The organism is Streptomyces sp. PTL18 (assembly GCF_059510295.1).
The window spans coordinates 140,647-154,371 of the sequence record NZ_JCAJZO010000006.1 but is presented as its reverse complement, the minus strand read 5'-3'; the positions used below and the strand labels follow the sequence as shown (position 1 = coordinate 154,371).

The window sequence follows — 13,725 nt, the reverse complement described above, 5'->3', positions numbered from 1 at the left end:
ACGCGCGGCCATTCCGGTAGTTCCGAAGCGGCAGCGAATCTCCGCCTCCTTCATCCGCCCGGTCGTGGGGCGTGGGATCCGCCCGGTCGTGGGGCGTGGGGCGTGGCGCGCAAGCGCCTTGGCGCGGGCATGCTCTGGCCGCGCTGCTCACCTCGCCCCTCCCCTGCCGGAGGTCGAAGTGGCCGGCAGTTCCCTGTACCGCCGTACCCGCGCCACCTCGGCGTCCGGGTCGACCTGCCGGAAGGAGACGACCGCGTCGGCCTTCGCCGACACGTTGTCCCGGTGCCTTCCATGGCACTCCCCTCACCGACGCGTTCTTCCGTCCGGTGCAGGACAACGGGGAGGGCACCGTAGGGGGCCGTCGGATGCGGCCGGGGCGTCAGGGAAACGTGCAGGAGACCCGGTCCCCACCTCGTCGACCCTGTGGCCCGGCTGACCGGGCCTCCAGCGCGCCTGGAGCGGGGCCGGGCAACGTGGGGGCAGTCGGGCCGCCGGAGTCGGGTGGCCGTTGTCACAGAGGGGAGACGCCGTGTCCCAGGCGGTCAGGAATACCTACGCGCAGGTCTCCGGTGAGGTCTACGCCGAGGTCCGGACGTTCTACGCATGGCAGATGCGCCGGGTCGACGCGCTCGACATCGAGGGGTTCGCCGCCACGTTCACCGAGGACGGGGAGGTCGTGCACGCGGGCGGGGCCGTGCAGCGCGGGCGGGAGGAGATGCTCGCGGGGATGCGGGCCGCGCTGCCGCGCTACCGCGACATCGCGGTACGGCACTGGTTCGACCACGTGCTGATCGAGTCGGACCCGGCCGACGAGGACACCCTGCACGTGTCGTACTACTCGCTCGTCACCCGGACCGACCGCGAGGGCAACGTCGCCTTCGAGCCGACCTTCACCGTCGAGGACGAGCTGGTGCGCCGGGGCGGCGCCCTCTACACCAGGCGCCGGGTCATCCACCGCGACACCCCGGTGGAGTCGCCCGTGCACGCCGGCTGAGCCCGGGGGGCCACACACGGGGATGCACCGGTCGCACATCGACCGGTGCATCCCCGTTGTGCTGTCCGGGTGGCTCAGGCGTGGCAGGCGGGCAGGCCGCCGAGGAAGGCGACCATCTCCTTGAAGGACGCCACGACGTCGAGCCGGGCACCCGGGGTCAGGCCCTGCTGCTCGGCGTAGGCCCGGTGCAGATTGCCCACCAGCCGCTCGGCGTCGACCAGACCGGCGAACTCGCCGAGGTCGGCACGCTCCGCGGCCTGGAGCGGGGTCAGGCCGTCGCGCAGGCCGTCCGCGGCCAGAGCCTCCAGCAGCCGCAGATACGCCTCCGTGAAGTCCAGCAACTCAGGTCCACCGACGGGCCCGTGGCCCGGGACCACGGTGCGCGCGCCCAGCGCGCGCAGCCGCCGCAGCGCCCGGAGCGAACCGGTGACCGAGCCCATCAGGACGTACGGCGTGACACCCGACCACACGACGTCGCCGGTGAACAGCACCGCCCGCTCGGGGACCCACACGACCACATCGTTCGCGGTGTGTGCGGGGCCCACATGGAGCAGTTCGGCCCGCAGACCGCCCGTGTGCAGCGTCAGCGTGTCGTCGAAGGTGAGCGAGGGCAGGGTCAGCGGTGTCTCGCCCCACTCCACCTCGGGCCACAGCCCCCGCAGATGCAGACCCGCCTCCGCGCTGTCCGCGCGGGTCCCGGCGTGGGCGACGACCAGCGCCCGGGGCGTGAACTGGCCGTTGCCGAAGGTGTGGTCGCCGTGGAAGTGGGTGTTGACCACGAAGTCCACGCCGCCGGGCGCGACCCGTTCGACGGCCTCGCGCAGCCGCCGGGTACGGGCCTCGGTGGCCGCCGTGTCGACGAGGACCGCGACGTCCTCGCCGACCACCAGCCCCGCGTTGTTCACGCACCATCCGCCGCCCGGCTGCACGTACGCGTAGACCCCCTCCGCCACCCGCTCGAGCGACGGCGGTGCCTGCACCGGAGCGCTCATGCCGCCCTGTCCCGGTCCACGGCGGCCGGCGCGGCAGCGGCGACCTGCGCGTACCCGCCGCGGTGGAAGACGAGCGGCTGCGCCTCGCCGGGCCTGTTCCGCACGGCGACCACCCGGCCGATGAGCAGCACGTGGTCGCCGGCCTCGTGCTCGTCGTGCAGTTCGCACTCGAAGTACGCCTCGGCCGAGGGGAGCACGGCGTGGCCGAGCACTCCCTCGACCGCGCCGAGGCGCGCCATCGCGGCCCGGCCCGCCGGTCGGTCCGGACGACAGAACTCCTGGGCGAGGTCGCGTTGCGGCTCGCTGAGCACGTTCACGGCGAAGCCCCCGCCGCGCACGATCTTCGGACGCATCCGGCCGTCCGCCTTGACCGAGACCAGTAGCAGCATCGGATCGAGGGACACGGAGGTCAGACTGTTGAGGGTCATGACGATGGTGTCGTCGCCGCTGCCCCGCGTGAGCAGGGTGACCCCGGTGGGGAAGCGGCCCATCGCGGCCCGGAAGGCGGCGACGTCGGTTTCGGGTTCGGCGAGCAGCGTGCCACCGGTGTCGGTCATCGGTCGGGCTCCGTCTCTCGTAGCGGGGTCGGCGGCGGTCGGTTGAGGGATCAGTAGTTGCCCAGACCGCCGCAGACGTTGAGCGCCTGGGCGGTGATGGAGGCGGCGGTGTCCGAGGCGAGATAGCCGACCAGACCGGCCACCTCCTCGGGCGTGGAGTAGCGGCCCAGCGGGATCTTCGAGTTGAACTTCTCGAGCATCTCCTGCTCGCTGACGCCGTAGTGGTCGGCGTAGCCCTGGCGGACCCGCTGTGCCATCGGGGTCTCGACATAGCCGGGGCACACCGCGTTCACCGTGATGCCGGTCTTCGCCAGTTCCTTGCCCACGGCCTTGGTGAAGCCGACGACACCGTGCTTGGAGGCCGAGTACGGCGCGGCCAGCTCGACACCCTGCTTGCCGCCGGTGGAAGCGATGTTGATGATGCGGCCCCAGTCGCCGTCCCGCATCCGCCCGGTGCTCAGCACCTCGCGGGTCACCCGGAACGTACCGTTCAGGTTGGTGTCGATCACGTCGAGCCACAGGGCGTCCGGCAGCTCCGCGGTGACGCCGCCGCCGCCCCGGCCCGCGTTGTTGACGAGGATGTCGATCCGCCCGTACGCGGCCACCGCCGCCTCGACGGCGGCCTTGACCTGCTCACCGGAGGTGACGTCGCAGACCGCACCGGAGACCTCCAGGCCCTCCTCGCGCAGTCGCTTCACCACCGCGGTGACGCTTTCCTCGGCACGCGCCACCCCGAACACCGAGGCCCCCTGCCGGGCCAGCAGTTCGGTCACGGCCAGCCCGATCCCGCTGGTCGCGCCGGTGACGAAGGCCACCCGTCGTCCCGCTTCTGTCATCGTGCTCTCCCGAGAGGTCGTGGGGCCGGAACGGGACGACGGTGACCGGGGGGCCTCGACATGCGCTGGAGTTGCGCTGGTGGTGCCGCGATCCGCCGTCTTGCGTCCGCGGTGCCGGCCCTGGCTGGTCGCGCGGTTCCCCGCGCTCCTTCCGGGGCGCTGCGGCGCACGCTCCGGCAGGAGGCGAGCGGGGGCCTAGGCCCGCACGCCAGCGTGAGCGGACCTGTGCAGCCGCTGACGAGGAGGACCCGTGCCCGAACAGACGCAGACCATCCCCGATGTACGGAAGTCGGTGACCGTCGACGCCGGCCCCGAGGACTGCTTCCGGGTGTTCACCGAACGGCCGGCGGACTGGTGGCCGCCGTCCCACGTGCTGGTCAGGAAGGAGCGCGCCGGGCTCGCCTTCGACCCGGGTGTCGGTGGCCGGTACTACGAGTGGGACGTGGAGGGCACCGAGATCGCCTGGGGCCGGGTCCTGGAGTGGGAGCCGGGCCGCCGGCTCGTCATGACCTGGCGCATCGACGGCAACTGGCAGTCCATCCCGGACGACGAACGGGCCAGCGAGATCGAGGTCGACTTCGAGCCCGTCGACGCCACGCACACCAAGGTGTCGCTCGCGCACGTCAAGCTGCACAAGCACGGCGAGGGCGCCGAGCGGATCTTCCGCGCCCTGGACGGCCCGAGCCCGGGCGAAACCCTGGAGCGCTTCGCGCAGGCCGTCGCGCGCGGCGTCTGACCCGTCTCGTCACGACAGGAGGACACAGGCATGGGACACGACTCCGGCAACGGAACAGGACTGCTCCCCGCCGCCGACAAGCTGCGTCTGCTCGCGGCCGAGCACGCCCCCGAGGCGGACCGGCAGCGGGCGCTCGCGCCGGCGGTGACCGAGGCGCTGACCGCGGCCGGCTTCGCCCGGCACTTCGTGGCCGGGCGGTGGGGCGGCAGCGAGGGCACGTTCGGTGAGCTGACCCGCGCGGTCCTCACCGTCGGCGAGGGCTGTGCGGCCACCGCGTGGTGCGCGTCCCTGGCCGCGTACTCGGCGCGGTTCGCCGCCCATCTGCCCGCCGAGGGGCACCGGGCGCTGTGGGGCGAGAGCCCGGACACGGTCATCGCCACGGGGCTCATGCCGGCCGGGCGGGCCCGGCCGGCCGACGGCGGCTGGCGGCTCGCGGGCCGCTGGGCCTACGTCAGCGGCATCGACTTCGCCGACTGGGCGCTGCTGTGCGCGGCGGTGCCCACGCCCGACGGTGACGGGCCGGCCGAGCTGCGGTTCTTCGCGCTGCCCCAGGGTGCGTTCAGCGTCGAGCGGACCTGGGACAGCGTCGGTATGCGGGCCACCGGCAGCCACACCGTCGTCGTGGACGACGTCCTCGTACCCGGTCATCTGTCGTTCGCCCGCGCCGACATGCTCAGCGGGCGCAACGCCACCTCCGAGGTGCCCGGACACAACGTGCCGTTCCAGGCCGTCGGCGGGCTGACCTTCATCGCGCCCGTGGCGGGTGCCGCCGCCGGTGCGCTGCAGGCGGCGGGCGGGCTGCTGACCGGGCGCAAGCGCACCGTCACCGCCGAGACCGGGCTGGTACGGGCCTCGGGGTGCGTCGACGCGGCCCGGCACCTCGTCGAGCAGAACGCCGAGGTACTCGACACGCGCGCCTTCACACCCGAGCTGATGGCGCGCAACGAGCGCAACGCCACCTTCTCCGCCGAACTCCTGCGGCGCGCCCTGGACCTGCTGGTCCGGACCACGGGCACCGGCGGCCTCGGGGAGACGCACGCCCTGCAGCGGATATGGCGGGACGTCACCTCGGCCACCAGCCATGTCGCCCTGCAGTACGACACCGCGGCCCGCAAGAACTGGTCCACGGTGCTGCTCGGCCCCGCCGACGCCTGAGGTTCCCCGGCGCCGCACCGGCTCCAGTTCCAGCCGACTTGGTCTCCATCACCCGTTCCTACGGTGGTGGAGACCTTGGCGGCTACAGCGAAGGAGTCATGGTGACTGCCCTTCAGGAAACCGATGTGTACCCCCTGCCCGGTTCGTCGTACCGGGGGCCGGCACCCCGCTACGCGGAGCTGCGCCAGACCCGGCCGGTGGTCAAGGTGCGCACCGCGGGCGGGGTGGACGCCTGGCTGGTGACCCGCTACCAGGACGTGCGGGAGCTGTCCGCCGACCCCCGGCTGAGCCGGGCCATGGCCTGCGGCGAGGGCGCCCCCCGGATCGGCGGCACCATGCACACCACCCCGGAGATGATCATCTCGCTCGACTCGCCCGAGCACTCCCGGCTGCGCAAGCTGGTGGCCGGAGCCTTCACGATGCGCCGGATCGAGCGCATGCGGGACAACGTGCAGAAGGTCTGCGACGAACTGCTCGACGGCATCCAGGCCCGCGGCGGCACCGCCGACCTGGTGCAGGAGTTCGCGGTGCCGCTGCCGCTGACCGTCATCGGTGAGCTGCTGGGTGTGCCGGCCGAGGACCTGCGGACCTTCGAGAAGTGGGCCCGTGCCTTCGCCACCGTCGACGAGCGGGCCGGAGGCAAGGAGTCCCTCGACGGGCTCGCCAAGCTCAGCGAGTACATCGTCGGCCTCATCGCCGAGAAGCGGGCCGCCCCCACCGACGACATGCTCTCCGAGCTGATCGCCGCCCGCGACAACGACGACCGGCTCAGCGAGCAGGAGCTGGTCACCTTCGGCTTCACGCTCATCGGCGCGGGCTTCGACACCACCGCCAACCAGCTGGCCAACTCGGTTCTCGCGCTGCTGGTCGACGCCCGCGACAAATGGGAGTGGCTGCGCGAGGACCACTCCCGCATCCCGGTGGCCGTCGAGGAACTCCTGCGGCACGTCAACCTGTTCGCCACCGACACCTCCGGGTTCCCGCGGATCGCGGCCGAGGACATCGAGGTCGGCGGCGTGACCATCCGCAAGGGCGACGCGGTGCTGCTCGCCCTGGCCTCCGCCAACCGGGACGAGGCCGTCTTCACCGAACCGGACCGGCTCGACCTGGCCCGTGAGCACAACCCGCACATCTCCTTCGGCCACGGCCTGCACTACTGCCTGGGCAAGCACCTGGGCCGCATGGAGCTGGTGATCGCCATCGAGGGTCTGGTGTCCCGCTTCCCCGACCTGCGCCTGGCGGTGCCGGAGTCCGAACTTCCGTGGCACGTGGGCGAGATCAACCACACGCTGACCAGCCTGCCGGTGGTCTGGGGGGACTGAACGCGGCCGCCCCGCGGACAGCGCACAGGAGCCGGTCCCGGAACCCGTCAGGGTTCCGGGACCGGCTCTTCGGCTACGACGGTCAGCTCGCGGCGGAGCCGGCGTCCTTGACCGGGCCCATCACCGCGAACCGCGCTCCCTGGTCGTCGGCGACGAGGGCGGAGCGCCCGAACGGGCTGTCCGACGGCTCACGGCTCACGCTGCCGCCGAGCTCCAGCACCTTCGCCACCGTCTCGTCGGTGTCGGCCACCGAGAAGTAGACGAGGGCGTGCGCGGGGACCTCGGCCGGGACGGACTCGCCCATCTGCAGGCGCCCGGCGACCGGCTGCGGGTTGCCCTGCTGGAACCACAGCTTGAAGTCGAAGGGACCCTCGGAGATCTGCTGGCCGGTGAAGCCGAACACGGTCTCGTAGAACGGGTCGACGGCGGCCTTGTCCCGGGTGTAGATCTCCGGCCAGAAGAACGAGCCGGGCACCCCCTGGACGTCGAACCCCGCACGCGTGCCCGGCTGCCAGGCACCGAAGTGCGCCCCGCCCGGGTCGGTCGCCACCAGCAGGGTCCCGGCGTCGCCGATCGCGGTCGGCTCCACCACGACCTTGCCGCCGGCCTCCCCGATGCGCCGGGCCAGGTCCTGCGCGTCCGGGGTGGCGAAGTACAGGTTCCAGGCGGCGGGGGCACCGCCCTGTGCGGACGCGAGGGCGGCGACGTTCCTGCCGTCCTTCAGCGCCGGCGTGTAGAAGCCGAACCGCTCGTCACCCGGCTCGAAGGTCCAGCCGAGGAGCGCACCGTAGAAGCGTCGCGCGGCGTCCAGGTCGGGGACGCTGACGTCGACCCAGCACGGGGATCCGGCGGCGAATGCGGTCATGTCTGCCTCATTTCGTTGCAGCGGGGGGTATATGGGCGTGGTCATGGCGCACGCTAGGGGCGTGCGCTCGAGCGGCGGACGAGAACGGCCCGCGCCCGGCTCGAGGGGGAGCAGCCGGGCGCGGGCCGTGGTTCCGGTGGGCCGCGCGAGGGTCAGGGCACCCGGGTGCCGCGCGCGCTGACCGTGATCGGGCCGAGGCGGGCACCGGTCTTCTCGACGACGGTGAACGCCACGGCGGTCGTGGTGAAGGTGTCGCCGCGGACCCGGCCCTGGTGCACCGCGTACACGGTGCCCGGGTAGGTGCCGCCGCCGTCGGCCACGTCGGGTCCGCCGTGGGTGATGGAGAACGCGAACGCCCCGTCGGGCCGTGCCGTCCAGTACCCGGTGCCCGGGTACTGGGGCTTGCCGTCCGGGCCGGGCGCGCCGTCCGTGGTCAGCGTGTGGTCCGCGGCGAAGGTGAAGTGCGAGGTCGAGGTCACCGCGTCCGGCCCGGTGCCGATGGTGACGGCGGTGGTCCAGGTGCCCACCGGGGACACCGCCGGGGAGCTCTCGTCGGCGGACGCGGTGGAGACGGCCCCGGTGAGTACCGCGGCCACCACGACGAGCCACAGGCCGAGGGCTCGCAGGGTGGCGCGGCGGGGCCGTACAGGAGCGGTCGTGCGGGTGTCAGACATGGGGGGAACCTCTCGACGTGGGGGCGGAGTCCGACCGGGTCTGCCGCGCCGGCCCGCGCGGCGTGGGTCACTGGGTGGTGGCGTCGGACACCTTGACGGCCTGTGCGCTGACCGAGATCGGGCCCTGCGTGGTCCCGTCCTGCTGGGTGGTGAAGGCGTAGGCGTGGGAGCTGAACCGGGTGCCGTGACGGCTGAGGTGCCCGATGTGCTCGGCCTGCACGGCACCGAGGTAGGCGCCGTCCGGACGGCCGTTGTGGCTGATGTACATCGCTATGTCGCCGCGGTCGTCCTCGTTCCAGAAGCCGTGGGCGACGTAGGCGGGCACGCCGTCGCTGTCCTTCGGGCCCTCCGCCGACAGCCGGTGGTCCGGGGAGAACACGAAGCGCGGGGTGGTGACCGCCGCGCCGCCGTCCGGCGTGGTGACGGACACGGTGAGGTCCCAGGTGCCCACCAGGCAGTCGGCGCCGGGAGCCGCGCCGCTGGGCGCCGCCGACAGGGCCAGCGACCCGGCGATCGCGGCGGACACGGTCAGCGACGCCAGCAGGGTGCGGCGGGATCTCGGGGTGCGGCGGGTACGGGTGGCCATGGTCGGTCTGGTCTCGGACATGTGGGGACAGCCTCTCTCGTGGTGGTGCCGGTTGCGGGTGCTCCGGCCGGTGGGCGGGGTCATGCGGGCACCGGGGCCGGTGAACCGGGTTTCATGACGAAGGACTTGAGGTCGAAACCGGTGGTGCGGGCCTCGGCGGGGGAGGGACCGGTGCCCGACGCCAGCAGGCGGCGGGCGATGGCGTGGTCCGCGGGCCTGCCGACCGACTCGACGCCGGTCAGCCGGCCCTGGCGGAAACAGAGCACGGAGAAACGGGCCCCGTCGGGATCGCCGAGGGTCACCGTCTCGTCGTGCCCCGCGGTCAGTCCGGCCATCTGCAGCCGCAGCGCGTACTGCTCGGACCAGAACCAGGGGACCGCGGTGTACGGCGCGGACTCGCCGCAGATCGCGGCGGCCACGCACCGGGCCTGGTCCGATGCGTTCTGCACCGACTCCAGGCGAATGTGGCGCCCTTGCCGGGCGCTGGGGAAACGGGCGCAGTCGCCGATCGCGTACACGGACCGGTCGTCCGTGCGCAGCCACCGGTCGACGATGACGCCGTCACCGACGAGGAGTCCGGCCTCGGCGGCGAGCCGGGTCTCGGGCAGCGCGCCGACACCGGCGATCACAAGGTCCGCGGGCAGCCGCCGGCCGTCCAGCAGCTGCACCCCCGCGACCTCGCCCGCGGGTGTTCCGCGCAGGGCCGTGACCTCCGCGCCGAGCAGCAGCCGTACTCCCTGCCGCCCGTGCCTGCCGGCCAGCCAGGTGGACATCTGCGGGGTGAGCGCGCGGGCGAGGACGCGGCGCTGCGCCTCCACCACCGTGACGTCGTGACCCAGGCCGCGTGCGGTCGCGGCCGTCTCCAGTCCGACGAACCCGGCGCCGAGCACGACGACCTGCCGGGGCGGCCCGGAGAGCAGACCGCGCAGCGCCTCCGCGTCGGCGAGCGTGCGCAGCGTCCGTACACCGGACAGGTCCATGCCCGGAACGGGCAGGGTGCGTGGCCGGGAACCGGTGGCGAGGACCAGCTTGTCGTAGCGGAGCGTGCCGCCCGAGGCCAGCCGGACGCGCTGCACGTCCACGTCGATGCGCTCCGCACGGTCTCCGCAGACCAGGGCGATGTCCTGGGCGGTGAAGAACGACTCGGTGCGCAGCGTCAGTTCGTCGCGGCCGGTGGCGCCGGTGAGAAACCCCTTGGACAGCGGCGGCCGCTGGTACGGCGGCACCGGCTCCTCGCCGACCAGGGTGACCGGTCCGCCGTAGCCCTTGGCGCGCAGCGCGGCCGCCGTCTCCAGGCCGCCCTGCCCGGCGCCGATGACGACGACCCCCCGGGCGGCCATCAGCTCTGCGCCTCGGGCAGGTGCACCACGAGCCCGTCCAGCTCCTCGGTGACCGGCAGCTGGCAGCTGAGCCGGCTGTTCTCCCGGCGGGGGCAGGCCGTGCCGTACAGCACGTCGTCCTCCACGGAGTCCATCGCCGGCAGCGGCACGGTGCTGTTCTCGTCGACGTAGACGTGGCAGGTGCCGCACTGCGCGGAGCCGCCGCACTGCGCCTCGATGCCGTCGATGTTGTTGAGCTTCGCGCCGCGCATGACCGTGTTGGGTGCCTGGACGTCGACGACGGTGGCGGTGCCGTTCGGATGCAGATAGGTGATCTTGGCCATGGCGCTCTCCTCGGGGAATGTCGTCCGGCCCTGCGGCGGTAGGGGATCCGGTCTGCGGCGGCAGCGGATCCGCCCCGCTCACGTACGGAGGGGGACTGTGGGCGCCGGGTCTTGAGACGCCCTTGAGCGCTCCTCAGGCGGATGGCCGGATCCGTACGGCTCGCCGCGCAGGCGGGTGGGCGGATGCGCCGGACTCGCCGGGCACGCGGGCGACCGGGCCACGCGCCTCGCTCGACGCTCGGGCGACCGGGGCCACGCGGCTCGCTCGGCGCTCGGGTGGCCGGGTCCGCTCGGCTCGACCCGGCCGCGATCGGCTGTCCACCGCACCGCCGCAGCGTGCCCGCATGACCGCTTCGACCGTGCGCCCCGCCGCGACGCCCGTCCGCACCGGGCCGCGGCTCGGGCTCGTCCTCGCCGCCTGCTGCCTGGGCCAGTTCATGAACGTGCTCGACGCCTCGGTGGTCAACGTGGCGCTGCCCGCCATCGCCCGGGACCTGCACTTCGACCGGCACCACCTGCAGCTGGTCAACAACGCCTACACCGTCGTCGTGTGCGGCTTCCTGCTGCTCGGCGGCAGACTCGCCGACCTGTTCGGGCAGCGCAGGATCTTCCTCGCCGGTGTCGGCCTGTTCACGCTCGCCAGCGCCGTCGGCGGGGCGGCGCACAGCCCCGCGACCCTGATCCCGGCCCGCGCCTTCCAGGGCCTGGGCGCGGCCGTCATGGCGCCCGCCACGCTGACCGTGCTCGGTACGACGTTCACCCGGCCGGAGGCACGGGCGAAGGCCTTCGGCTGGTGGAGCGGGGTGTCCGGGGCGGCGGGGGCGGTCGGGGTGCTGGCCGGCGGGGCGATCACCGAGTGGCTGTCCTGGCGCTGGACCCTGCTGATCAACGTGCCCATCGGGCTGGTCCTGTTCGCGACCGTCCACTGGGTCGTGCCACGCGGACCGCGCCGCGACGGGCCGCGCCCCCGCCTCGACGTCCCCGGTGCCGTCACCGTCACGCTCGGACTGATGGCGGTGGTCTGCGCGGTCGCCGAGGCGAGCACCTACGGCTGGACGTCGGCGGCCGTCCTCGGCCCGCTCGTCGGCGGGACCGCGCTGCTCGTGCTGTTCGCGCTGATCCAGGCGCGGTTCGCCCGGCATCCGCTGGTGCCGCTCGGCGTCTTCCGGATCCGCTCGGTGGCCGCCGCCAACCTGGTCGCCTTCTTCGGCGTCGCGGCGCTGTTCAGCACCTTCTACTTCTTCACACTGCTGCTCCAGCAGGTCCTCGGCTACAGCCCCGTACGCACCGGTCTGAGCTACCTGCCGCTGTCGGTGGGCATCGCCCTCGGCGGCTGGGGTGTCTCCGGGCTCGTCCCGCGCACCGGGCCGCGGCCCGTGCTGCTGGCCGGGCTGTCGCTGTCCTGCCTCGGCCTGCTGTGGCTGGCGCGGGCGGACGCGGACGCCGGCTACGTCACGGACCTCCTGGGACCCGTCCTGCTGCTCGGCTTCGGCATGGGCGCGGTGCTCAACGCGACGACGAACGCCGCCACCGCGGGCCTGCCCGCCCACCAGGCGGGCCTGGGCTCCGGGCTGCTCAACAGCACGCGCCAACTCGGCAGCGCCCTCGGTCTGGTGACGCTGGCCGCGCTGTCGGCCCACCGTGTCGACCAGGCGTCGTCCCCCGGCCCGGTGCCCTCCCCCGGCGCCCTCGCCTCCGGCTACGACCTCGCCCTGACCGGCGCCGCCGTCTTCGCGGCCCTCGGCCTCCTCGCCGCGCTGGCGGTGCCGGGGCGCAGGGCCGTGTAGACATGCGGCCTTGCCGCGCGCGAGCGACCAGCCGTCCAGAGCGTCTCGAGCCGCTGAGGGGAGGCTGAACCTCCTGACAGAACGGAGGTTCGCGGTGCTCACCGACTTCTACGCCCAGCGACCGCAGTGGTCGCCGGACCCCGACGACGAGCTGCTCGAACACGCGACGATCCAGGTGCCGCGCGACTACGCGGACCCGGGCGGCGAACGGATCGAGATCGCCCTCAGCCGCCGCCGCGCGACGGCGCCGACGCGGCGCCGGGGCATCCTCCTCGGGGTGAACGGAGGCCCCGGCGGCGACTGGGGTGCCGGCCGTCGGCTGCCCGACGAGTACGCCGGTACGCCGCTGCACGAGGTGTACGACCTGATCGGCTTCGACCCGCGCGGCACCGGCGCGTCCACCAACCTGCTCGCCGAGGTGACCGTGCCGAAGGCGCCGTTCGACTCCCGCCCGCCCGACGCGCTGTTCGAGCAGCTCGCCGAGGACATGCGGCTGCGCGAGGAGGCCTGCGCCCGCGCGGGCGGCGAGCTGCGCCGCCACATCAGCACCCCCAACACCGCCCGCGACATGGACGTGATCCGCGGCGTCCTCGGCGAGGAGAGGCTGAACTTCGTCGGATACGCCTACGGGGCCTACGTCGGAGCCGTGTACGGCACCCTGTTCCCCGCCCACCTCGACCGCAGCGTCCTCGACTCGTGCGTCCACCCCGACTGGACCTGGCGCGAGCAGTTCCTGTGGCAGGGCGACGCGGTGCGGCGCAATGTCGAGCGGTGGGCGGAGTGGACGGCCGCACGTCATCTGCACTTCGGCCTGGGCGACACCCCCGAGAAGGTGTTCGCCCGGGTGGAGGACGTCGTCGTACGCCTGGACGGCCTCGGGCAGGGTCCGCACCTGCGCACCCTGTTCGACGGCGCCGTCGGCAACCGCGCGGCCGACCGCGGCCAGTGGGCCGAACTCGGCAGGCTGGCCGGTGAGCTGGGCAAGGCCGCCACCGCGGGTGACACCGAGGCCTGCCGGCGGCTGCTGCAGGAGCAGGGCACCTGGCGCCCCGACGACAGCGAGGGCTCGCTGCGCTGCGGTGTCCTGGAGGCCATCACGCTGGAGCACGCCTGGCCCGCCGACCTGGAGGTCTACTACCAGGACATGCGGGAGTTCCGGGAGCGCTACCCGTACGGTTACGGCGTGCTGCGCGCGCAGCCCTGGGTGGGCGCCTTCCGCGCCTTCCAGCCCGCCGAGCCCCCCGTCGTGCCGGTCCGCGACGGCTACCCGGTGGGCCTGGTGGTACAGGCCGACGGCGACCCGATGGACCACTACGCGGGCGGCGTGGCGATGGCGGAACGCCTCGGCCACCATCTGCTCACCGTCGAGGACTCCGGCGAGCACGAGGTGTACGTGCTCGGCGGCAACCGGAACGTCGACGCCGTCGTCCACCGCTACCTCGTCGACGGCGAGCTGCCGGCACCCCGCGCGACCTGCCCGGGCCGCACCCCGCGTCCGGACATCGCCGCCGACCGCCACTGACGCCGGCATCACAGGACACGAAGCGAGGAGCCCGGT

At 73.4% G+C, this 13,725-nt stretch carries 14 protein-coding genes; 6 read left to right on the top strand and 8 right to left on the bottom strand.

All coding sequences use genetic code 11. The features are described 5' to 3' along the window. The first annotated feature begins 529 nt into the window (after positions 1-529). Complete coding sequence (locus AC5WS8_RS13885; protein WP_496103664.1) at positions 530-994, top strand: nuclear transport factor 2 family protein; 465 nt, start codon at positions 530-532, stop codon at positions 992-994. 74 nt (positions 995-1,068) lie between these two features. Here the strand turns inward: AC5WS8_RS13885 and AC5WS8_RS13880 are convergent, their stop codons facing one another. From AC5WS8_RS13880 to AC5WS8_RS13870, 3 genes are read right to left on the bottom strand one after another with little or no spacing between them, the layout of a single operon-like run. Beyond that, positions 1,069-1,986 (bottom strand): MBL fold metallo-hydrolase, encoded by a 918-nt coding sequence (locus tag AC5WS8_RS13880; RefSeq protein WP_496103663.1) that lies wholly within the window; start codon positions 1,984-1,986, stop codon positions 1,069-1,071. After that, positions 1,983-2,543 (bottom strand): flavin reductase family protein, encoded by a 561-nt coding sequence (locus AC5WS8_RS13875; protein ID WP_496103662.1) that lies wholly within the window; start codon positions 2,541-2,543, stop codon positions 1,983-1,985. Before AC5WS8_RS13875 ends, AC5WS8_RS13880 begins: the two co-directional genes overlap by 4 nt. 50 nt (positions 2,544-2,593) lie before the next feature. Continuing rightward, on the bottom strand, positions 2,594-3,379 hold the full coding sequence (locus AC5WS8_RS13870) for an SDR family NAD(P)-dependent oxidoreductase (RefSeq protein WP_496103661.1): 786 nt from the start codon (positions 3,377-3,379) through the stop codon (positions 2,594-2,596). A gap of 250 nt (positions 3,380-3,629) precedes the next feature. Between AC5WS8_RS13870 and AC5WS8_RS13865 the strand changes: the two genes are divergently transcribed. From AC5WS8_RS13865 to AC5WS8_RS13855, 3 genes are all read left to right on the top strand, one after another. Next, positions 3,630-4,115: an SRPBCC family protein gene (locus AC5WS8_RS13865; protein WP_496103660.1), complete on the top strand. Its 486-nt coding sequence runs from the start codon at positions 3,630-3,632 to the stop codon at positions 4,113-4,115. A gap of 30 nt (positions 4,116-4,145) precedes the next feature. After that, a complete protein-coding gene (locus AC5WS8_RS13860; protein WP_496103659.1) occupies positions 4,146-5,270 on the top strand; it encodes an acyl-CoA dehydrogenase family protein in 1,125 nt (374 codons plus the stop codon). Positions 5,271-5,368: 98 nt separating this feature from the next. Next, positions 5,369-6,592 carry a cytochrome P450 gene (locus AC5WS8_RS13855; RefSeq protein WP_496103658.1) on the top strand — a complete coding sequence of 408 codons (1,224 nt, stop codon included), beginning with the start codon at positions 5,369-5,371 and terminating at the stop codon, positions 6,590-6,592. Between the two features lie 82 nt (positions 6,593-6,674). Here the strand turns inward: AC5WS8_RS13855 and AC5WS8_RS13850 are convergent, their stop codons facing one another. The 5 genes from AC5WS8_RS13850 to AC5WS8_RS13830 all read right to left on the bottom strand — a co-directional run bounded on the left by AC5WS8_RS13850 (position 6,675) and on the right by AC5WS8_RS13830 (position 10,380). Then, positions 6,675-7,457, bottom strand: coding sequence for a VOC family protein (locus AC5WS8_RS13850; protein WP_496103657.1), 783 nt, complete (start codon positions 7,455-7,457; stop codon positions 6,675-6,677). 152 nt (positions 7,458-7,609) lie between these two features. After that, positions 7,610-8,131 carry a hypothetical protein gene (locus tag AC5WS8_RS13845; protein ID WP_496103656.1) on the bottom strand — a complete coding sequence of 174 codons (522 nt, stop codon included), beginning with the start codon at positions 8,129-8,131 and terminating at the stop codon, positions 7,610-7,612. A 67-nt stretch (positions 8,132-8,198) separates the two neighbouring features. Then, complete coding sequence (locus tag AC5WS8_RS13840) at positions 8,199-8,738, bottom strand: hypothetical protein (RefSeq protein WP_496103655.1); 540 nt, start codon at positions 8,736-8,738, stop codon at positions 8,199-8,201. A 59-nt stretch (positions 8,739-8,797) separates the two neighbouring features. Beyond that, entirely contained in the window at positions 8,798-10,057 is a 1,260-nt protein-coding gene (locus tag AC5WS8_RS13835) for an NAD(P)/FAD-dependent oxidoreductase (RefSeq protein WP_496103654.1), read from the bottom strand. Beyond that, a complete protein-coding gene (locus AC5WS8_RS13830; protein ID WP_496103653.1) occupies positions 10,057-10,380 on the bottom strand; it encodes a 2Fe-2S iron-sulfur cluster-binding protein in 324 nt (107 codons plus the stop codon). The genes AC5WS8_RS13835 and AC5WS8_RS13830 overlap by 1 nt, the downstream gene beginning before the upstream one ends. Positions 10,381-10,724: 344 nt before the next feature. On the opposite strand from AC5WS8_RS13830, the gene AC5WS8_RS13825 reads away from it, so the two are divergent. Together AC5WS8_RS13825 and AC5WS8_RS13820 are read left to right on the top strand one after the other, a co-directional pair. After that, positions 10,725-12,167: an MFS transporter gene (locus AC5WS8_RS13825; protein ID WP_496103652.1), complete on the top strand. Its 1,443-nt coding sequence runs from the start codon at positions 10,725-10,727 to the stop codon at positions 12,165-12,167. A 94-nt stretch (positions 12,168-12,261) separates the two neighbouring features. Continuing rightward, complete coding sequence (locus AC5WS8_RS13820; protein WP_496103651.1) at positions 12,262-13,689, top strand: alpha/beta fold hydrolase; 1,428 nt, start codon at positions 12,262-12,264, stop codon at positions 13,687-13,689. The last annotated feature ends 36 nt before the right edge of the window (positions 13,690-13,725 follow it).